Below are 22384 nucleotides of genomic sequence, written 5' to 3' on the forward strand. Positions count from 1 at the left end.
ACCGTTACTGTACCCTCGGCGGAAGGGACATCTTCTTCGTCACCTGTTGAAGTGTAACTAATATTTCCGCGGTATTTGTCTGCAAATAATATGTTGTCCGCAGGATCATCATCTTTGCTGCAGCTTGCAAAGGTGAACAGTGCGATACATAACAGGCTTAAAATCTTAATTGTCGTTTTCATAACTATCTAACTTAGTGAATACTCTTATTTATCACTAGTTTTTGCAATTGAGGTGCCATTCTCGCATAATAGTATCTGTTTAACAAATAATTAACAGTTGCGACAATATAGAAACCAGTAGTTAATCATATTTCGCTTTAGCACGCAGGTATTGATAAATTTTAACTTGCGAGCGAACTTCAGGCGCCTTATTTTGTACATAGTTATTGACCAGGTCGTTATCTAGAATTCGTGCTTTGACGTTATCTTTAAGTTGCAACGCTAGCATGTCGGTCAGCTCATTTTTAATCTTTTTGTTGTTTATACGTACTGCCGCTTCGACGCGATGGTCTAGATTCCTAGTCATCCAGTCAGCAGATGAAATATAGACTATTTCTTTACCTGCGGCATGGAAGTACATGACTCGAGCATGCTCTAAATATTCATCCACAATACTGATCGCATGGATCTGCTCTTTAAATTTCTTCTGGTTTACCGCACAATATATCCCCCGTACAATCATTTCAATTTTTACGCCAGCCTCAGCTGCGTCGTAAAGCTTTTGGATGAGTATCTTATCGCTGAGCGAATTTACTTTGATCACCATATATGCTTTTCTTCCAGCTGCAGCTTCCTCAATTTCTTTGTCGATATGAGCAATAATCGTTTGACGCATAGTGACAGGGCATACCAGCAGATTCTTGACTGGTTTTATTGCAAAGGTACTTTCCTGCTTTGGATTGTCTAAGGCCTTAAAAATTTTATTGATGTCGGCCATGATGGTTCTGTCGCTAGTCATCAAACAGTGGTCGCCGTATATTTTTGCTGTCTTTTCGTTAATATTTCCAGTGCTTACAAAACCATATTGTATGGTTTTGTTGTTAACTCTTTTTTTGATAATACATAGCTTAGCATGAACTTTTTTATCAGGAATACCTAATAGTACTTTTATTCCCTCCATTTCAAAACGCTCTTTCCATTCGAGGTTATGCTCTTCATCAAAACGGGCGCGAAGCTCCAGCATAACGGTGACTTCTTTACCGTTACGTGCGGCGTTAATTAAAGCATTGGCGATTTTTGAATTTTGAGCCATCCTGTAGATGGTAATCTGTATGGTTTTTACTTCAGGATCCATTGCCGACTCACGCAAAAGATCAATCATGGGATGGAAGTGATGATACGGGAAGGAGAGTAGAACGTCTTTCTTTAATAGCACGTCGCTGATGCGCTGCCGTTCGGCAAACTCTGGGTGGTCAAAAGAGGTACGTTCTTCTGATTTGCTTTCCGATTTAAATACCTTAGGAAAGTCCATAAAGTGTTTGAAATTATGGATCTTTTGCCCTGGGATAATACTGTCCTTTTTAGTGAGGTGTAGTTTCTTGATCAATAGCTCTACCAGCGAAGAGTCCATCTCTTTGTCAAATACAAAGCGCGTGGGTTTACCTTTCCGCCGGTTTTTTACTCCTTTTTCAATTTTTTCTACTAGTGTAGTATTGATATCGTTGTCAATATCAAACTCGGCGTCTTTGGTAATTTTAAACGCATTAGCTTTGAAGGTATCAAATCCAAAGTAAGAGAAGATATAGGGTAAGTTGAACTTAATAACATCCTCAAGTAGTATTACATGTTTTTCTCCCTTGGGTGAAGGCAAAAGTAGGAAGCGCCCGTTGTTGCGCGAAGGAAGTTCGATAATAGCAAAGCGTGTCTCATACTCCCAATCTGTTTTTCGCATCGCGATACCCAGGTAAAGGCTCTTGTCGCGAAGATAGGGCATAGGTCTACTCTCCTCAAGCAGTAAAGGGATGATATTCGATTCGACCTCATCTTCATAGTAATCACGGACATATTGCCGCTGATCAGCACTCAGCTCCGTATCGTTTTTTATGAATACCTTTTGCTTGGCCATCTCTACTTGGATCTGGTCCCATACCTGTTCAAATTTCTTTTGCTGTTCGATCACCAGTTCATTCAGGCTGTCAAGAATTTCTTGTGGCTTCTCAAAAAAAATCTCCTTGGCTTCTTTATCGTTGAAGGCTAATGCGCGACGCAGCCCTGCAACACGAACGCGAAAAAACTCGTCCATGTTGTTGGAGAATATTCCTAAAAACTTAATACGTTCGGAAAGTGGGACATCTTCGTCAGCAGCCTCTTGCAACACTCGCCCATTGAAACTCAACCAACTGATGTCTCTAGGGATAATTTTCTTTATCATCTTTTTCTTGACCACGAATTATATGCTTTAAAAGTATCACTATAATATGTCTTAAATATAACTATAATATTAATATAATGTTATGTGACGGATTATGCGACACGCGTTTTATGGGAACGTTTTTTTGTTGATTTAGCCCAGGTATAATAATAGAAATTGGGAAATGATTTTTTACCTAGATAGTAATCGACGTCGGTTGAACGCTGTAAACGGTGTGCGATACCTAATTTTTAGAAGCGATAATCATAATGATTCTTAATTATTATTTTATGTAAATAGCGTTTAAAGATTTGGTACGGATCATTCCGAATGATGCATTGTTAGCGTTGACAAGCATTTGCCTTTTTTTAAAGTAATGCCAATACTAATCGATTACCCACTTCTACAAATTTGAAAATTAATGGGCGGCATATTTTAAATAATTTTAAACTTAAAGTGTATTTCAGTGGTTTAATTAAGACATTATAAAAATGATGGAGGATCTGCGTTATGAGCACTAAATTCAGTAATTTCACGCTAAACTAATCAGTTCACTGCAATAATCGATATGAAATATTTACCCCTTCCAGAGAATGAAGATGAAAGGTTAGCGGCATTGTCGGCAAACAACCTTATGGGGATGAACAAGGATCCTGAACTGGATGTTTTCGCTAAAACTGCTAGTTTGATAACTGAATGTCCGGTAGCTTTGATTGCGACCATGGAAAGAGATGTTCAACGCATACAAAGTTGTATCGGTCTAGAATTTGACACTGTCGATCGTAAAGATACGGTATGCCAATATACTTTATTGAGTAAAGATGTACTTGTAATACCAGACACATTTGACGACCCGCGTACGGCAGAAAACCCACTAATTAAACAAGGGAATATTCGCTTTTACGCTGGAGTGCCGTTAATTGACAAAGCAGGATTCGCATTAGGAACGATTTGCGTTGTAGATTTTGAACCAAGGGTACTCTCGACCAAGCAGATCTCTTTATTGAAAGAACTTGGGGTGGCTGTCACTAGGTCTATGCTCGCAAAAAAGAATGATGTCCATGCTGGATATTTTTCCGAGATTTTTCGGGTGACAAAAAATATGATTTGCGTCCTGGATAAATCGTTTATATTTAAAGAGTTAAACCCATCTTTTTTGGTCGCTTATCGAAAGGAAAAGTCAGAAGTGATCGGTCAATCCTTTTTTTCGATCATACAGACTATAAATTCCGTAGAAGAATTAACTGCCAACCGCCTTGTCGTTCAAACCGGCGAGTATAAGTTCACATCGATCAGCAGTATCGATGATACGCAACAGGTCATTATCGAATGGTATTTAAAATACGATCCTGTAAATTCGGAAATTTTTTGTTTTGGTCGTAATATCACCGATGAGGTGGAAGAACGACAGAAGGTGGAAAATTCGGAGAAGCGCTTTCGGCGACTTTTTGAAAACGCGATCGGCTTGATGAGCATGCATGATATGGAGGGCAATCTTCTTGCCGTGAACGAAAAGGGAAGGACTATTCTAAAATATGAAAAGGATGAGGTCGTAGGCCTTAATCTGATCGATCTTGTTGCTCCAGAACGAAGGGAAGCATTTGAAGGATATTTGACGAGAATACAAGAGCAAAAAGAAGATAACGGAACTATGGTGCTTTTGGCTAAAGACGGAACGCGAACGAGCTGGCTTTATCATAATATGCTGGACTTCGATGAAGACAATAGGCCTTATGTAGTCAGCACGGCGTTAAATATGACCGAACGTTATAAGCTTGAAAAGGATCTACTGAATGCCAAGCAGTTGCTTGAACAAACGAACCAAGTCGCACAGGTCGGCGGATGGGAAATAGATTTGTGCACGAATATCATAACTTGGTCGGGATCAACACGTAGCATACTTGGGGTGAATGAGACTTTTATCCCAGATTTAACATCGATCCTCACATTTTTCCCCCAGGCCACTAAAGAGTTGCTTTCAATGCGTTTTGAAAATGCGGTTCGAGATGGTGTTCCGTTTGATGAAGAGCTCCAACTAATACGCTCTGACGGTGTTATTCGATGGGCACGAATAAAAGGAGTTACGGATTTTGAGGATGAGGTATGTAAGCGCGTCTACGGTATTATTCAAGATATTGATAATCATAAGAAATTATATTTAGAACTGGAGCGTAAAGAAGCAATGTTGCAACTTTTTGTAGATTATGTTCCTGCGTCGGTTGCAATGTTCGATTTGAATTATAAATGTGTTTCGGTAAGTAGGCAATGGGTCCAAGAATTTAACCAAACAGGAGAAGTGGTTGGTAGGTATTTGTTTGAGCTTTTTCCCGCTCTTTCCCAGGAAACGAAAATCATCTTTGAAAAGGTTCTCTCGGGGGAAACCTATAAGAACAATGACGAAGTGTTTGAGGTTGAGGCTTATCAAGAGCCGCAACATTACAGTTGGGAAGTACGGCCATGGTTACCTTCGAACGACGAGGTCGGAGGGTTTATAATTTTTGTGCAGAACATCACCGAATCGGTTAATATTAACAAAGAACTTAAACGTGCTAAAGAGCTTGCAGATTTAGCGAGCAAAGCGAAGTCTGAATTTCTTGCTAATATGAGCCATGAGATAAGAACCCCTTTGAATGGCGTAATTGGTTTTACCGATCTATTGTTGAGAACGCCTTTAAACGATACGCAGCAAGAATATTTGAACTATGTTAATGATTCGGGTACTAACCTATTGAATATTATTAATGACATTTTAGACTTCTCAAAAATAGAGGCGGGCAAATTAGAGCTTGTAATAGAGAAATGTTCGATTTATAATTTGGCAAGCCAGGTCGTTAACGTTGTGCTCTATCAAGCGCAATCCAAGAATTTGGAATTGTTACTTGACATTGATCAAAACCTGCCAAAAAATATTTGGGTAGATGAAGCGCGTATCAAACAAGTGCTGATAAATTTGTCGGGGAATGCAATTAAGTTCACTGAACAAGGAGAAATTGAATTCAAAGTAGAGGAGCTGGATAGAACAAATGACATACTCAAACTGCGGTTTTCGGTCTCTGATACAGGGATTGGAATTCCTGAAGATAAACAACTGCGGATATTTGACGCTTTTACACAGGAAGATAGCTCAGTTAGTAAACGCTATGGCGGAACAGGGTTAGGCTTAACTATTTCCAATAATTTACTAAAATATATGGGATCGCGGCTATCGCTGACCAGTGAGTTAGGCGTGGGGTCGACTTTTCAATTTGACATTGAGGTTAAATATGATGATGTTGAGATCGAGGATGACTATATGCTGGAGGGGTTGCGGATCTTAGTCGTGGACGATAATGAAAAAAACAGAATCATTGTAAAAAACATGCTTCAGTATAGAAGTATAGAGTGCGTGTCAGCATCAAATGGCATGGAGGCCTTGCAAATATTGATGCGAGGTGAGAAATTCGACGTGATTCTGGTGGACTACCATATGCCAATACTGACTGGGCACGAGACAATTGTGAAGATTAAAGAAATGTTCCAGGACCGCGATGCAATTATTCCTGTCGTTGTACTTTACACCTCCTCCGAGCGAGAAGAAATAAATCGGGATTTCCAAGGAGAGAATACATCGATGACGTTAATGAAACCCATTAAAGCTGAGGAACTTTATATCGCTCTGCAACGTGCTGTTCGTAAAAACCAGGAGAGCGTGACGGCAAAGACTGAATCGAAAAATGAAGATAGCGAACATTTAGGTGATAATCTGCAGGTGTTGATAGCTGACGACAATGCGGTTAATATGGTACTGAATGCAAAGATGGTGAACGAGATCCTCCCTAACGCTGTGCTAGAGAAGGTTGAGAATGGTGCTGAAGCGATTGATAAATGCTCTGTTCGCCTATATGATCTTATATTGATGGACGTCCAGATGCCTAAAGTGGATGGGATTGAAGCGACGTTAGCGATTCGACAAATACCCGACTATAACGCAGTGCCAATAATCGGAGTTACAGCCGGAAACGTACTAGGCGAAAAGGAAAAGTGTCTTGCCGCGGGGATGACTGCATTTTTACCCAAACCTGTCCGGCAGAATCAACTAGCGGCCGTTATACAGGAAGTTTTGTCTTGCGCTAAGCCCGATTCGCAAATCGTTATCGCAGACCATCTCGAATTAGACGCTATAGAAATGCAAGTCGGTGACGACGAGGTGTTTCGAAAGTATTTTATAGAGCTGCTGGTAAGCGAGCTTCAGAAGATGTCGATGGAGGTTGATCATAAGGCCAGAAATAATGAAGCAACCGATTTTAAAAGCTTGATGCATAAGCTTAAAGGAACAGCAAGTACGGCAGGATTGAAAAAATTGCGGATTATAGCCGAACAGATCGAAGCACAAGAACAGCGTCTTATGGTCAGCCCAGAGAATGTTGAGTTGTTACAGAATGAGATAAAATGTGTTTTAAAATTATTGAACAATTTAAATGAAGTAGAATGAGTAGGATATTAATAGCAGAGGACGATGAACTAATTTTGAAAACTATTGAGCATCGCTTAAACAAGGAAGGGTACGAATTAATCCTTACTAGAAACGGGCAAGAGGCTATTGATAAATTAATGACTTTTGAAATCGACCTAGTGATTACAGATATTATGATGCCATTTGCCTCGGGTATCGAGATTCTGTCGGCAATCGGTGCGTTAAAAAAGAGAATACCGGTGATTGTTCTCTCCAGCATGGGGCAGGAGGAGGTAGTCATGGAAGCCTTTGAACTTGGTGCGGCAGATTTTATGGTTAAGCCGTTCAGTCCGAATGAGCTGCTGATCCGGATTCAGAGGCTAGGAGTGAAACGGTAGGAAATGGAACAGACTAACGTCCACGTCGAAACGCTTTCGTTTGTTTTATATATTTTACTAATATTGATGCTGTTCCTGATGACATTTGTTATTGCGGTTAGCTATTTTAAGTATATCAGCCTTGTTAAATTAACGAACTGGAAGCGTATTGTGGAAGATAAATTGGCTTCTTTTATTGTAGAAGGCCCTCAGGAAATTTTAGAGGATCAGGAGTTTCTGAAAAAAATAAGAAACCGACATTTTAAGAATACGCTTTTGGAAGCGCTGGTCGCTGCGCATCGAAAATTTTCAGGACAAGCACGAAAGGATCTAGGAGAGTTGTTTAATTCACTTAATTTAGAGACCGAAGTATGGACTAAAATAAATAGTGGTAAGCCTCATCTTATTTCGGTTGGTATACAGGATCTCGCATTAGTTTCGGGAGTTAACAGAGCCTCTGAATTGGAAAGATTTTTAAGACACAGTTCCATTCTGGTACGCCACGAAGCCCAGTTTGCAACCGTTAATTTTCTAGGTTTTGAGGGGCTAAACTTCCTGAATTCCTTGGAATACAGTCTTTCCGATTGGCAACAATTAAGGCTGTTACGAGCTATTAAAGAGGTTCCCACTGATGGGGAACAGCGTCTTCAAACTTGGCTTAATAGTAGCAATTTTTCGATCGTTATATTTACACTTCGCGTGTTAAAGAAATTTCAATTGTTTTCCTTTTATGACGCTGTGCAACCGTTGATGCAACACCGTTTAGATAGCGTTAGAATAGAAGTTATAGCTGTGATGAATGCTCTCGGGGGTACGACACTGACAGCAGACTTGTTAAGATTATACCCCAGTCAACCGAAATTAGTACAGTATGAAATTCTAAAGGTATTTCGAGGTCTTCGAGATAAGGATACAGCCTATCTTTTGAGAGATTTGCTAGAGCATCATCCCGAGCCTGCGTTTCAGATTCTATCTGCGGAAATATTATTGAGCATAGGGTATGGTGATTATTTATTACAACTTGCGGAGAAACATGGGGCGACAAATAGAATCGATCAGATCATTAAGCACGCTTTTAAGTAAATGAGTATGGCTGGAGTTTTTTCTACTATTTACGAAATCATTTTATTTGCGTTTTTGGCCTATTCAGTCCTCGTGTTTCTTGTTTACGCATGGACGGGTGTATATGCTGTGGGTGCACTACTACGTTATAAACGGCGGAACGCATCTACTGACTACCAGGTTATTGCCTCCAATCCAAATGCGCCCATGTTCAGTCTGATAGCACCGGCTTACAACGAGGGCGCGACGATTGTTGAGAACGTTCGGTCGCTTCTATCATTGTACTATCCTAATTTAGAAATCATTATCGTCAACGATGGAAGTAAAGATGATTCTATAAGCAAATTGATTGCGGCTTACGATTTGATTTCTGTTCCTTTTTTCATTTCAGGAACCATTCCTACTAAGGAAATAAAAGCGTTATACAAAAGTCGAAACCCAGCGTTCAAAAGGTTGGTTATAGTTGATAAATTTAACGGCGGCAAGGCCGACGCCCTAAATGTGGGCATAAACATCTCTAAAGGGAAGTATATTGTTTGTATAGATGTCGATTGTATTCTGGAACAGGATGCGTTATTAAAGCTCGCTAAACCATTTCTTGATGAATCGGAAAAGAGAGTTATTGCGTGCGGTGGAGTTATTCGATTAGCCAACAATTGTAAAGTTGTAAACGGAAAGATTATGGACGTTAATCTTCCGCGTACCTGGCTCGGCCGCACTCAGGTTTTGGAGTATATTCGGGCCTTCGTTTTAGGACGGATGGCCTGGTCTAGAGCCTCAGGATTAATATTGATTTCAGGCGCATTTGGGGCTTTTGATCGTCAGCTGGTTCTGGACTGTGGTGGGTATGACGTAACCACCGTCGGCGAGGATATGGAGCTTGTTGTCCGTATGCGACGGTATCTGGAGGAACGTGGTGTGGCCCACGAAGTTATAAATATCCCAGAACCTCTATGCTGGACAGAAGCTCCTGAGACAACTGGTATATTGACTAAACAAAGGAACCGTTGGATGCGCGGAACCATGGAGACGCTTTGGAAGCATCGAAAACTGATGTTTAATCCGAAGTACGGAAAATTGGGTGTCTTAAGCCTTCCGTACTGGTTTTTTTTCGAATTTTTGGGTCCACTCATTGAATTTTCAGGCTATTTGTTTCTGCTTGTTTTTTTGATATTCGGACTTATTAACTGGACAGTTTTCTTTACACTGTTCGCATTGGTCTTGGTCACGGGGATCATGTATTCGGTATATGCTGTACTGATCGACATCATTAGCTATCAGGTATACACGAAGAAAAAGGACTTCTTTCGTCTGCTGCTTGCAGCCGTTTTTGAACCGTTTTATTTCCACCCCGTGGTCTTGAAGGCCAGTGTTCGTGGGTTCCTAGATTACTTTAAGAAGACCCACAGTTGGGGAGAAATGACAAGGCAGGGGTTTGTGAGAGAGCAGCAGGAGACTCCATTTTGGCCTAAAATAAAATTAAGAGTAGAGGACGGATTGAAAAGCTTCGGTATAGTGAGTGTCGTTTTTTTGGTGCTATATATTTTGCTAGCATACTTGGAAGGGGCATATTACAGCATGTTATTTAACCTACAAGGATTATCTACGGTTGCGAAAGAACTCCTGATCACGTCAGTGGACGTTGGGTTAGAAACTGTGCTGGTTGTTGCAATTATACATTTAATCTTCGAAATTCTTAATAAAAGGAAGTTTGCCGTGTTGCTTTCTTCGATTGCTTTTAGTAGTATTCTGGTTGTTCAAATGTTGTTGACTAAATACTTCGCCGTATCCCAGAACTTACTGGGTGCAGATTTATTTTATTACAAATTGTCCGAGATCTATGATATCGTTAACGCCAGTATACGGTTTGATTGGGAGACTTTATTAATCGTGGTTGTTGGTATCGGTGTTTGTGTTCTACCTATTTGGTGGGCGTCAAATCGGAGGCTTAAAACACCCTATCTTGGCCTTACACTTATTGTGTTAGGATTTGTCGCGAGCATTCTAGCACGTGATCCGAGATTAAACCCTTCGTTGACTACCGAATTGGAAAGAGATGCTGCCACGAATAAATGGAGGTCTTTCATAATTTCTAATCTTGACGATCTCTTAGTCAATGTGCCGATTTTCAACCCATTGGGAAAAAGTACATCTATCGAACCACAGATTCAGAATTTGGATGTTTCTTTTCCTTTTTTGCATACAGAGAGAACACCTGATGTTCTCGGTGATTATTTTAACAAAGCCGCGCGACCGCCGAGTCTGGTCATCATTATCGTTGAAGGGTTGGGGCATGCTTATAGTTCGCCAAGAGGTGATATCGGTAACTTTACCCCATTCCTTGACTCATTACGAGCGCATTCTTTATATTGGCCGTATACGTTGAGTACTTCGGGGCGAACCTTCTCGGTTCTGCCGTCCATTACCGGTTCGTTACCGAGTGCAAAAAATGGGTTTTTAGAACTTGAATCATATCCCGCACATTTTAATCTAATTAATGTGTTCAGACATAACGGTTTTAAAACTGGATTTTTCTACGGTGGTAATGCGGATTTCGATCATATGTCTAGATTTCTACGATTTAGCAAAGTTGATCAATTAGTGGATCATTCTTCTTTTAGCCCTCCCGATAAGGAGTTACCTCGGTTCGGGGGTGAAAGCTGGGGCTTTGAAGATCAGACTGTTCTACAAAAAATGGTTACATTATCTCCGGACACCATCACACCCTTATTAAATATAGGGCTGACACTGTCTTCGCATAGCCCTTTTTTGATAAATGATCAACCACGTTATGAGAGAGCGTTCGAAGAAATTGTTAGCAAACTTGCCGATAACCGGCAGGAAAAGGTTCTCCAATATAAACAGCAATTGATCACCATTGTCAACGTGGACGATGCGCTACGAGAGTTTTTTAATCACTACCGTAGGCGAGATGACTTTAATAATACAATTTTTATAATTACGGGCGACCATGCAATGCCGGAGATTGAAATGACGGATAAAATTGATCGTTATAGGGTACCGCTTATTATTTATTCACCACTTTTAAAACAAACAAAACAGTTTACCCAAATAGTCAGTCATTTCGACGTAGCACCATCCATATTTGCTTATTATCGAGAGAATTATGGCCTCGCCACACCCTCTTCTGTAGCTTGGGTTGGAGAGGGGTTGCAAGGGCATAAAGGAAAGTGGCGTTCCGGTATCCCTATTATGCAAAGCAAAACACATCTTGGCGATTATGTTGTTGGTTCGAAACATCTTTCCTCAGGGCGAATGCTAGACCTAGAGGGGGAGTTTGGAGAACGTGGAAAAAGTAGGGACGTCCAGCCTCAGGAGGTGCGGCAAATGTTTGAAGACTATAAACAAATGAATAACCGGTTCCTTTCCAGTGGGCAGTTGCTTCCCGACTCGTTGGTGATGAATTTTTTCAATGAATAAGAGGGGCCTTGTGAGAGCTGCTAGAACGTTCGTATGTATCCTAAGGTAAGGTCGAATTGGTTTCCTCTTTCACCGGGCCGAAATTCTTGGTTATAATAGATTCCGCTGATGCTGAAGATATTAGATTTTTTTATTGAGAAGTTGTAATCGGCGCCCACCTTGTATGTTTTTAACTTAAACGTCTCGTAATCCAATAGATTGTTCAGGTTTCCTTCAGGACTAATACCAGTTCCGAACATCAAACCGATATAATCGTTGGCGCCCTTGTTATAATAACGAATCGTACCGGCATAGGAATGCGAGATCAAGTCTTTGTCGGGCGTAAGAAAGGTGCGCAGGTTAAACCAAAGGTTCTTATAATATTTCCCGACCGAAGCGGTATACATCCAAATATTGCTATCAAATCTCAGTTGACGATATCCAATTTCTCCTTCAAAGCTATGTGGCAGGTTTGCATACAGAGAGAGCCCTGATCTGAATTTAGGAAAAATTCCAGGGGTAGTTGATACACCGATACCCGCATATAAGTAGAATACGTTTGAAATACGAGGGTACATTTCTAGTTCAAGCTGGGAACCAGAACGGGCAAACCGCCTCGCAACGTTTGCGCGAATAATTGCCGATCCAATGGGAGTCAATCGTTTATAGCTGAGGCTCATCGCGTGCCAGTTGTCGTCAAACTGCTTGTCGAAATGAACAAAATTGTAAGTGACGCCAATTGAATTTTTGCTTGTAAAATCTTGAATTGATGCCAGTAAACTTCTTGCATCACTATTGTCAGGATTAAGCGATATCAGACGGTTTAGGCTTTCGGCAGCTAAAGTGTACTGCTTATTGTCTTGTGCAATCTTAGCCCGTAGCAAAAGTAGGGGTTCTGAGTTCTCGTGTGCCTGGAGCCCTTTGTCTACTATATTAGCCGCACGAGTATTCTCATTCTCCCAGTATTCCAAGCTTCCATAGGCTAAAAAGAAATCTTCGTTTCTCACTCCTTTATCTTCTAATCCTTGGAATACGTAGCGAGCAGAATCGATCTTTTCTGACCACGTGTAAAGACGCCCCAAAAAGACGGATAACTCGGTGTAATCGGGAGACTGCTTCAAAGCTTTTCTGGAAAGGTCTATTGCCTTATCATAATCTTTTGCTTCGAATGCGGCCGAGCGAGCCTGCTTATAGAGTTCATCAGACGAGGTTTCCTGTTGGCTAAACACTCGAAAGCAATTAAATAATAAAAGAAGAAGAAGGATAGAGTGATTAGCCATTTTTTTGGTCGTATTATGTTAAAAGCATCTCGCTTGTAAAAATATAAATTTAAGATTAAATATGCTGTGTCTTTTGAACGATTTGTAACAGATTAAAAGCGTTATTTAGGCAGAAAATAAGAACTAATGCCCGCCTTAAACATAGAGATAACAGAGGCAATGTACTGTTTGTTTTGAAAGTCTGTTTCGCTAAGAATTATCTTATAAAGTGTAAACTGAATGATGTTTATCGTTTCTACTAATTTGTAGCCTCAAGCTAAAGTATCGGAGAGTAATATGTACCTTTGCATTATGTCAACAGATTTAATTTCGCATGATACTATTGTTGCTTTGGCGACCTCTCCAGGCGCCAATGGTGCAATTGCTGTAATCCGCCTATCTGGTAGTGCGGCTATTGATATTACTAATAAAGTATTTAAGGGTAAAGACTTAACCTTGCAGGATAGTCACACCATCCACTTCGGAACAATACGAGATGGGCAGGACATAATCGATGAAGTGTTGGTTTCTATTTTTAAGGGGCCGAATTCCTATACAAAGGAGAATGTTATCGAGATCTCGACCCATAACTCTAAATATATAATTGAGCGTGTTCTATCACTGTTGATTAAAGAAGGTGCACGTGCAGCGAAAGCAGGGGAATTCACTTTGCGAGCATTCCTCAACGGTGGACTTGATTTGTCCCAGGCGGAGGCTGTAGCCGATCTTATTGCCTCCGATTCGCAGGCGTCTCACCAAGTGGCAATGCAGCAAATGCGTGGGGGATTCTCAAACCAGTTGAAGGCCCTTCGCGAGGACCTGGTAAATTTTGCCTCGCTCATCGAATTGGAACTTGATTTTGGGGAAGAAGATGTCGAGTTTGCCAATCGAGATCATTTGAGGTCGCTTGTAACAAATATCCACAGTGTGATTCGTAAACTTATCGTTTCTTTTGAGCAAGGGAACGTATTGAAGAATGGTGTTCCTGTGGTCATAGCGGGCAAACCGAACGTAGGTAAATCAACACTGCTCAATGCGCTTTTAAACGAAGAGCGTGCAATCGTTTCGGATATCGCGGGAACTACGCGTGATACCATCGAAGACGAAATTAATATTCATGGGGTAACATTCCGTTTCATCGACACGGCGGGAATCCGGGAAACGGTTGATATCATTGAAGCGAAGGGGGTGGAGCGTACGCGCGAAAAAATGAAACAGGCACGGCTTATTGTTTATTTATTCGATCCAACTCAGGATCAGGTTGATGACGTTCAAATACAGATTGAAGAAATAAAAGGGTTAGACATTCCTTTTGTCACTTTAGTTAATAAAGCTGATTTACTTTCCGATGAGCAGCGCATGGAATATGCTCAGCTGAGGCCCATTTATATATCAGCTAAATTTAATGTCGGGATTGATGAATTGAAGGATGAACTTTTAAACCAAGTTAATCTATCAAATATTAGTACCGATGACGTTTTAGTTACCAATATTCGCCATGTCGAGGCGCTCCAAAATACATTGGAAGCACTAGACAAAGTTCTCTATGGTATCGACAACCCGGTGACATCCGATTTTCTTGCAATGGATATACGGCAATCGCTCTACCACCTAGGAGAGATAACTGGTGCAGTATCTACGGATGATCTGTTAGAGAATATCTTCTCTAAGTTTTGTATCGGGAAATAAATCCGTTTCAAAGTTTTTTATAGCTCAATGAAGCTCGTTTTGTAGCTCATTTAAAGAAGTAATTGAACGGAATATCTGTTTTTTATGAGCTTAATTTAATTGCTTACAAACCGCCTCAATCTTATTAGAAATATTCTGTTATGCTGTAACAAATTTAGTAAATATTTGTTGCAGCATACCAGAGTATTAAATGTCATAAATAGCTGTAAGCAAGATAGAAATCAAAGTTTTAATGTTTTCAATTGGCGAATTGTTTTTTGCCGATGATTTAAAAACTATGGAACTCCCGAGAATATTCTATTGACACTTTTCTGTATGGAGAATGATGGACTTATCGAAAGGTCAGCTCATGGTATTTATATCAAACAAAAGAAGGATTATTGGTTGAGTACACTATGTCCTAATATCGAAGAATAAAAAATTAGAAGACTTACTCTTGAAGATACCGTTGAAGGCAATTGTTTTTGATCAAGGCTGTGTTTTTAGGACGAGATTAGATTCTTGGTTAGTAAGTAAAGGTATCTCAAAATATCATAAAACTGAAATGATTCAATTGAGGGTGTGGTTAATTTTGTAGAATCGGGTATCGGATTCAGCTTTCTTCCTAAGGAAATTATCTCCAAATTTTACGGTAACCGAAAAACAAAAACATTCGCCCTACCAAAAGAACTAGGCATGATGACCACCGATTTGATTTATAAAAAGGACGTACCATTATCTCCTGCTTTAGGGGCTCTCTTAAGCCTTATGTGACAATAATCCTTAAATTAGTAAAACCTCAAAAAAAGATAGTTTTGTCTTTAAAAGATGTGTAAAAATACCAGATTCATTTTTTAAGTTTTCGCTTAATTATCCAGGCCGCCGAACAAGTTAGTATTCCAGGAAGAATTGCATAGACTGGGAGCCAGACGAAAAGTAAGCCACTTGTAGAAGATTTTGAAGCCAGATTATTAATGTCAAAATACCACATAACCTGTCCTGTTAGTGGAAATACCAGCAATATTAATATTGAGAGAATATAGCATATAAAAGATGCTTTGTCTGAGCGCTTTATTTTACTAAAAACTTTCACTTGAAAAGTGTAAAAAACCGCTATCGGGAGTAATTGGTATAAGGAAAAATAATTAAAACCCAAGATCAGAAAAACCGCAACGGCGCATAATAGACATAGTAGAAATGCAGTAGTATTCTTCATTATCAAATATAAATATTATTTTGGTATATGGATCTTTAATCCATCTGAAATTCAAGTATCAGAGAAAAAGTTTGAAAGATTTTGATCAATTTTATCACTATAAATTGTTACTAGTGATCGTCAAGTTTTTAAAACTCAGCACAACCACCTGTTTATTTATATGTTATACCCCTCATTTGATTTTGATTTGAATTTACCTGTAGCTTTGTCACTTTAAAAATGTGGCTATGAGTTCAAAAAAGTATGTTTTCTCTCAACTTCTTCAGTTTATTGACAGTTACGAGTTCGATAAATGTGTAGAAAAATACAATGAAGACTTCCGAACAAGAGAATTTAACTCTTGGAACCTGTTTGTTCAACTGTTTTTCGGGCAGTTAACTTCCCGCAACTCGCTTCGGGAAATTTGCGTATGTTGAACACCAGAATAAGTTGTATCACCTTGGGATTCGCACGTACTTAAATCACCCTACTTTATCTAGGGCAACTGATCCCAAACCAATGTTCGTAAGCAAACAAATGAAATTTTTAAAACTTTAATTGGTATTATTTAATTTATTCAAACTGAATTTTATATTTTTATGTAGATGTGTTGTAGCCAGTTATTAACTTAGTAAATAGAAAAAAGTAAAATGATAAAGAAATTTATAATCCTTTTTATTTTAGTAGGATGTTCATTTGTTCATGGTCAAAGCATGAAATCGATCCCTTTTGAATGGGGTGGAGATTCTGTTTCTGGACGATATTTTGATAAACTGACAATAGACGTGCCTGTACAAATAGGAAATATCTCCGATAATCTTTATATGCAGCTAGATTTGGGAGCTATAACAACTGTAATTTATGAAAAATCATTCTCTTCATATTTATCTTTAAATCGAGATTTAGTGAATCGTATTGACACAACGTTAACCTTCCTTATAGAAGGGAAAGTAAATCCGAAAATCCGGGATGTCAGTCTGAAACTGGGAGACGTAGAAATTGGCGAGCATAATATTGGGCTTTTTCGAAATTACGGAACAATTGTTCCTAAAGATTCTATAGGAAATAGTAAAAGCAAACATATAGGGACATTGGGTCCAGATATTTTTAAGAATAAAGTTCTTGTGATTAATTTTCCCGAACAAAAGATGTTGATTTTATCTTCCGTAAACGAACTTCCTAAAGAGGTTGTTACCAATATAAAATTTATAACCTTTCAAGAAAGTCGTAATCGCATAAAAATTCCGATAAAAATAAATGATAAAATTGAACAGGTATTATACGACACCGGCGCTAGTATATTCCCATTGAGCACGAGTAAGGAGCAAGCAATGAAATTTCCCAACTCTATTGTTACAGACACACTAAAGGTTAATTCGTGGGGAGAAAAAGTAATATTCTATGGTGTTCAACTTAACGGTCCGGTATCGGTCGGGAACCAATCCTTTTCAGATGTTACCGCATATTACGATGGGCGAGCCATAGCATCTGATTTTTTTAAGAAAGAGAAAATTTGGGGTTTAGCGGGTAACGCCCTATTCCTGGACAAAACCCTCGTTATTGATTATTTGAACAAAAAAATTGGGATTTCACAGTAAACATAATTCATCGGAGCAGTCATACGACGAACTAAATATTGTACGGTTATCAATAGTTTAACAGCGGTTACTTTTGTGGCCAGTCACTAGAAGATGTTGATATCAATGAAGTTGTCTTTTGTTCAACACTTCAGGAACTTTAGAAAGTCAGCAACTTCCTGGAATCGACACATTTTGTCGTCATTTACAATTGCATAATACGTATAGAAGTAAACTGATATTTAGTTCTTATGTTAATCAAAAAGGGTTCAGTTTATCAAGTTTGTTGCGCCGTAAGCTTAATTAGCTTTGCGGTAATTTCCTGGTAGTTAGTGGTCGCGATAATTGCTTTATTTGTGACAAAAAATAAATTTTATGATGTCTGTTAAGTTGGATAGACTCCTTTATATTATTTTCTCGCAAACGAAGCCCAAATTGGTCACTGATTTGATTGAACCCTCTATGTCAATCTCGTATTGATTGGATTCGATTCTAAGGATATTTTCTTCATCTTCAAGGTCAAAGTTAATTTTATACGCGGGGTTCAACGCTAACAGGCATGTTATTATCTTGTTGGCGTCTTCGTTACATCCAACATTTGTTTTAAAGATCTTTACCGTTTTCATACTAGATAAATTTATTGTTTTTTCAAAATATCTGATACCCGTCGTTTACAGAAAATTCTTTGGTTGCGCACAGCGTTCGTTTTCCTATTTATGACGAATTATCCCGATCACATTTAATTAATTTTTTCGCAGTAATATCGTGCCTATAAAATGTACTTATGTTCCGAAAATATTTGGAAATTTTCAGAGACTTTTGTTTAAAAGCACTCGTTTACTGTACCGTTTTCTTTGAGCTGATGACAATTCTGTTCCACGCATTTATTGTAGCGACGGCCATTATAATTTGAGCAATTTGATTATCATCAAATATTTTTTGTGCCTGTTTATAAGTGTTATCACTTAGTCCGTTTTGGTGGATTAGTGTTATCTCTTCAGTCATAGCTAAAATTACTTTTTCTTCTTCGGTAAATAACTTTGTCTCCTTCCAGGCATTTAATAGAAAAATACGTTGAGAAGTTTCTCCATGTTTCATAGCATCCGAGGTGTGCATATCGATGCAAAAAGCACAGCCGTTGATTTGGGACGCACGTATTTTGATAATCCCAAGATGTTTTTTCGAAACTTTTACGTTCTCTAGGTAGTTCTCTAATCCAAACATTGCTTTGAATGCACTGGGTTCTAGTTTTTGAATGTCTATTCTATTTTCCATTTTCTAATGTGTTATCATCATCCTTTTTATCCACTTTGGAATAAGTTTTTTACGCGCCAGCATTAATTTTTGAAACTCGATGTCGTCTAAACTTCCTATTTTCACTAATAGTGGTTTCGATATAAAGGGAAAGATTACTAGCGCGATGAGGTTAATAAGAAAATGCAAAGGATTCGGTTCGTCCATTTTTCCATCCTCAATAGCTTTGCGGTATTGCAGGGCAAAGGTAGAAGTGGTTAGTAACTCGTTAACGGGAAGTTTCTCTAACAATGCCTCGGGATTATTTCTTATTTCGCTCATGATAAATACAGGAACTTCTGGCTCCTTGATTATGAAATCAATATATTTTGATGTAATCAGTTCGACCTTCGTTTCAAGGTTGGTTTTTTCGTCATTTAAAACGCCTGCTAAATTCTCGACAAAACCCGACAAGGTTTCAAGCATTATGATGTTAAACAACTTTTGCTTACTTCTGAAGTAGTAATTCAGTAAAGCCAAATTAATTCCCGCTTCTTCGGCAATATCTCTTGTCCGGGTAGCTGCAAATCCTTTTCTGTAAAAAACTTGTTTTGCTGCCGCCTTTATTTTATGTTCCGTAGACGTATCTAATTTGTTGCTTTTTTTATCACTCATCATTTGACTCTTTCTAACCTTCCGATACAAATATAAAAACAACATTTTGATTTAACCAAATATTTTAATCAAATGATTAATTCAAAAATATTCATGTCTAATTGGCGTTTTTTTGATAAAAGACACGAAAGGATTACCGGTTATGGGAGTTGGATCATCCTCGGCTGAGTATTCAAAAAAGGTTTAAGGACAGAATAGCGTATCGTCATTTTCGCATATCGGCGACAATGGCAAATTTGGTCAGAATCGGCTGGTAGGGGGGAATTATTCAAGAATATACATCTTTTTATTTTTAAGACTAATTCCAATTTTATCTCCAAGCCAATTTATGCTTGTTTTACCCTCATAAATCAAGCCTTCAACGAAAGTAACTTTAGGTTTATCCAAGGTAACGTACTGATTGGAAATAGAATTGATTGAACCACTGTAAAATTTCGTTATGATATTCTCATCAAACTCACTTTTCTTTTCACTGATTTCCAATTCGTTTTTGTTGATGCCTAAGACGGAAATAAACTTGTCACTTATCCAAAAGGAATTGCTCCCTGCTCCTGAATCTAATATAACTTGGATTTTATATTTATTATCCAATATAATATACGTGGATATATCTGTTGCTTTATCACCATGCGTATACAGCTGGATATCAAAAGATTTTGATTTGGTATCTTTAGATAAATCTGCTAATGTTATTTCTTTATTTTTAAAGTCAATGATAAAATCTGTTTCGCTAAACATCTGCAGAGAAATTATCCCATCAATTCCGTCTAATTCCATATCAAAAGTAGAGTATGGAATATTCGAAAATTTCATTCCCGCAAAAGTAATTTCCTTGTTTTCGAAAACTGGGGCATCAATTTTTTCTCCGGTTGCTCGATAAGCGGTTATAAAATTGTAGGTTGGCTTTTGATCTAAATCTTTCACAAAGCTTTCAAAAAAAAGATTTATTCCTCCACCTGTATCGAAGATAAAATTACCCTCTTTCCCATCAATCTTTGCTTTGGCAATTATGTGTCCAGAAGGTAAAATATCAATTGGAATGCTTTGGGCAGATAATTGAATATTAACAGATAGCAGAGCGATAAATAGTAACTTTTTCATGTGTAGGCTTTTATGACGTTTTACATAAAGATAGGTGTTTTTCATTTATTATAAATAAACAACACTTAGAAGACAGTTTATTGTAAATGAAAGTCCTCTTGCTAACTATTTACTTGGGCAATCCCGAATTATTGTGCCGCTATTTGATGCGGACTTTTCGTCCAAATACTTTTTTATGCAGATTATTGCGGGTATACATAATATTTGCATTGTCTTGCCTTTTGACTTATATTGTAGCGCTTTGCAGTGAATGACCATTTGTTTATAAATTCTGAACGTGAAAAGAACCTTGCTAACCATATTTTTTCTATCATTTTATTTATCAGGCGTATATGCTAGGAGTGAGGTTGACTCATTACTCGGTATATTGGATAAAACGATCGTTAATCGCAGGGAATACACAGCAAAAAAGGAAGAGAACATAAAGGTTATAAAACAGCGGCTCGAGGGCGTTGTATCTTTGGAAGATCAGTTTCATCTTAACGAAGAGCTAATATCTGAATACCAGTCTTTTAAATGCGACTCTGCTTTAGCATATGTGGACCGGAATATCGAAGTCGCGGGTGCACTAGGCAACGAGGCATATCTTTATAACAGCAGGTTAAAACAGGCTTTTGTATTATCGTTATCTGGACTGTTTACCCCTGCATTAGAAGTTCTGGAATCCATTGACTACTCTAAGCTACCTAACCATTTAAGGGTGTTATACTGTTGGAGCTATATCCGATATAACGAAAATCTGATCAAGTACATGGAAAACCGTACGTACGAAAAAAGATGTTTTTCAGAAATCGAGCGCTACCGGGATTCGTTGGTAGGTTTGCTAACTCAGGGGAGTGACATGTATTTGAAAGAAGAGGCTTTCAAGTTGAGAGCGAAAAAAGCTTATGACGAATCGGCCAAAATTCAGCTAAACTTATTCCTCAAAGAGAAACCCAATACGCATAGTTACGCCATGTCTGCGATGGGGCTGGCTAGAATATACAAAGAAATTGAAAACGTAGAACAGGAAGAGAAATTCTTACTTCTCGCGGCGATAACCGATGTTCAGTTGGCGGTTAAGGAAAATGAGTCTTTATTGGCTTTAGCAATTTATCAATACAAAAAGGGAGACATTGACCGCGCTTTTAATTATATACAGGCCTCCTTGGAGGATGCAAATTTTTATAACTCACGGTTTAGGAATACGGTCATCGCACGAATACACCCTATTATCGAAGCAACATATTTGGCCAAGATCGAACAGCAGAAACGCAATCTGCGGCTGTATGCCCTCGCTATTAGTATTTTTGTACTGATCTTGATTATCACTCTTTATTTGTTATATAAACAGGTGCGTATTGTCTCTAATGGGAGAAAAAAATTGAAGCGCATTAACGAACAGCTTGTATCTGTCAACCAGAAATTGGACGAAGCGAACCTTATTCGCGAGCGATATATAGGATATTACATCAACCAATGCGCAGTATATCTGGATAAACTTGAAGAGTACAGGAAATATGTTCACCGTAAGATAAAGGCTGGACAAATAGAAGATCTGCAGAAATTAAGTTCCTCGAACCTTGTTTTTGAACAGGATGTGGATTCCCTGTACAGTGATTTTGATGCTACTTTTTTTGAAGTCTATCCCAACTTTGTCGACGAATTTAACAACCTTCTGCGCGAGGAGGAGCGTTATAAATTGAAGAAAAATCAATTGAATACGGAACTTCGAATTTTTGCGCTTATACGATTGGGTATTACCGATGTAAACCAGATCGCGACATTTCTTCGTTATTCTATCCAGACCATTTATAATTATAAGAGTAAAGTTAAAGGTAAAGCCCTTGCCGATAGTGATCATTTTGAGGAAAAAGTGAAGAAAATAGGCAGCTTTACGCGAAAATAATTCTACTTCGTTTACTAAATGCATCGTATTTTTATTTATAATATTTTGATATTTAGTTCTTTGTGATTTTTTCTATTCTCAAACATTTACCAAGAAGCCTACCTGACGATACAGGTAGGCTTCTTGGTTTATAAATTTGTTCGAC

Annotated in this window: 15 protein-coding genes and 2 pseudogenes; 10 read left to right on the top strand and 7 right to left on the bottom strand. The window is 38.6% G+C overall.

Features of this window, described 5'->3' with window-relative positions; genetic code table 11:
- Both HP439_RS09300 and ppk1 read right to left on the bottom strand, forming a co-directional pair.
- A pseudogene (locus HP439_RS09300) lies at positions 1-182 on the bottom strand (hypothetical protein); the annotation flags it as partial.
- 121 nt (positions 183-303) lie between these two features.
- Complete coding sequence (ppk1, locus tag HP439_RS09305; RefSeq protein WP_172390068.1) at positions 304-2373, bottom strand: polyphosphate kinase 1; 2070 nt, start codon at positions 2371-2373, stop codon at positions 304-306.
- Between the two features lie 547 nt (positions 2374-2920).
- Here ppk1 and HP439_RS09310 point away from each other — a divergent pair.
- From HP439_RS09310 to HP439_RS09325, 4 genes are read left to right on the top strand one after another with little or no spacing between them, the layout of a single operon-like run.
- The gene (locus HP439_RS09310; RefSeq protein WP_172390069.1) at positions 2921-6823 is read left to right on the top strand and encodes a response regulator; all 3903 of its coding nucleotides are present in this window, start codon (positions 2921-2923) and stop codon (positions 6821-6823) included.
- A complete protein-coding gene (locus tag HP439_RS09315) occupies positions 6820-7182 on the top strand; it encodes a response regulator transcription factor (protein ID WP_172390070.1) in 363 nt (120 codons plus the stop codon). Before HP439_RS09310 ends, HP439_RS09315 begins: the two co-directional genes overlap by 4 nt.
- 3 nt (positions 7183-7185) lie before the next feature.
- Entirely contained in the window at positions 7186-8244 is a 1059-nt protein-coding gene (locus tag HP439_RS09320; RefSeq protein WP_172390071.1) for a hypothetical protein, read from the top strand.
- Positions 8245-8250: 6 nt separating this feature from the next.
- Positions 8251-11664, top strand: coding sequence for a sulfatase-like hydrolase/transferase (locus HP439_RS09325; protein WP_172390072.1), 3414 nt, complete (start codon positions 8251-8253; stop codon positions 11662-11664).
- A gap of 20 nt (positions 11665-11684) precedes the next feature.
- On the opposite strand, the gene HP439_RS09330 is transcribed toward HP439_RS09325, so the two are convergent.
- A complete protein-coding gene (locus HP439_RS09330; RefSeq protein WP_172390073.1) occupies positions 11685-12923 on the bottom strand; it encodes a YaiO family outer membrane beta-barrel protein in 1239 nt (412 codons plus the stop codon).
- 291 nt (positions 12924-13214) lie between these two features.
- On the opposite strand from HP439_RS09330, the gene mnmE reads away from it, so the two are divergent.
- From mnmE to HP439_RS09345, 5 genes and pseudogenes are all read left to right on the top strand, one after another.
- Complete coding sequence (mnmE, locus tag HP439_RS09335; RefSeq protein WP_172390074.1) at positions 13215-14591, top strand: tRNA uridine-5-carboxymethylaminomethyl(34) synthesis GTPase MnmE; 1377 nt, start codon at positions 13215-13217, stop codon at positions 14589-14591.
- A gap of 279 nt (positions 14592-14870) precedes the next feature.
- Positions 14871-15008, top strand: a pseudogene (locus tag HP439_RS19725) (hypothetical protein); the annotation flags it as partial.
- 144 nt (positions 15009-15152) lie between these two features.
- Positions 15153-15344 carry a type 2 periplasmic-binding domain-containing protein gene (locus HP439_RS19730; protein WP_425501338.1) on the top strand — a complete coding sequence of 64 codons (192 nt, stop codon included), beginning with the start codon at positions 15153-15155 and terminating at the stop codon, positions 15342-15344.
- A gap of 669 nt (positions 15345-16013) precedes the next feature.
- Positions 16014-16202 (top strand): DUF4372 domain-containing protein, encoded by a 189-nt coding sequence (locus HP439_RS19735; protein ID WP_216657811.1) that lies wholly within the window; start codon positions 16014-16016, stop codon positions 16200-16202.
- A gap of 213 nt (positions 16203-16415) precedes the next feature.
- A complete protein-coding gene (locus tag HP439_RS09345; RefSeq protein ID WP_172390075.1) occupies positions 16416-17363 on the top strand; it encodes a pepsin/retropepsin-like aspartic protease family protein in 948 nt (315 codons plus the stop codon).
- Between the two features lie 383 nt (positions 17364-17746).
- On the opposite strand, the gene HP439_RS09350 is transcribed toward HP439_RS09345, so the two are convergent.
- From HP439_RS09350 to HP439_RS09365, 4 genes are all read right to left on the bottom strand, one after another.
- Positions 17747-17968 carry a methyltransferase type 11 gene (locus HP439_RS09350; protein WP_172390076.1) on the bottom strand — a complete coding sequence of 74 codons (222 nt, stop codon included), beginning with the start codon at positions 17966-17968 and terminating at the stop codon, positions 17747-17749.
- Between the two features lie 211 nt (positions 17969-18179).
- The gene (locus tag HP439_RS09355) at positions 18180-18617 is read right to left on the bottom strand and encodes a carboxymuconolactone decarboxylase family protein (protein WP_172390077.1); all 438 of its coding nucleotides are present in this window, start codon (positions 18615-18617) and stop codon (positions 18180-18182) included.
- A 3-nt stretch (positions 18618-18620) separates the two neighbouring features.
- A complete protein-coding gene (locus tag HP439_RS09360) occupies positions 18621-19253 on the bottom strand; it encodes a TetR/AcrR family transcriptional regulator (protein ID WP_172390078.1) in 633 nt (210 codons plus the stop codon).
- Positions 19254-19514: 261 nt separating this feature from the next.
- Positions 19515-20351: a retropepsin-like aspartic protease gene (locus HP439_RS09365; protein WP_172390079.1), complete on the bottom strand. Its 837-nt coding sequence runs from the start codon at positions 20349-20351 to the stop codon at positions 19515-19517.
- 277 nt (positions 20352-20628) lie between these two features.
- Here HP439_RS09365 and HP439_RS19660 point away from each other — a divergent pair, with 277 nt between their 5' ends.
- Positions 20629-22239, top strand: coding sequence for a DUF6377 domain-containing protein (locus tag HP439_RS19660; RefSeq protein WP_172390080.1), 1611 nt, complete (start codon positions 20629-20631; stop codon positions 22237-22239).
- The last annotated feature ends 145 nt before the right edge of the window (positions 22240-22384 follow it).

The organism is Sphingobacterium shayense (assembly GCF_013179575.1).
Taxonomy (GTDB): domain Bacteria; phylum Bacteroidota; class Bacteroidia; order Sphingobacteriales; family Sphingobacteriaceae; genus Sphingobacterium; species Sphingobacterium shayense.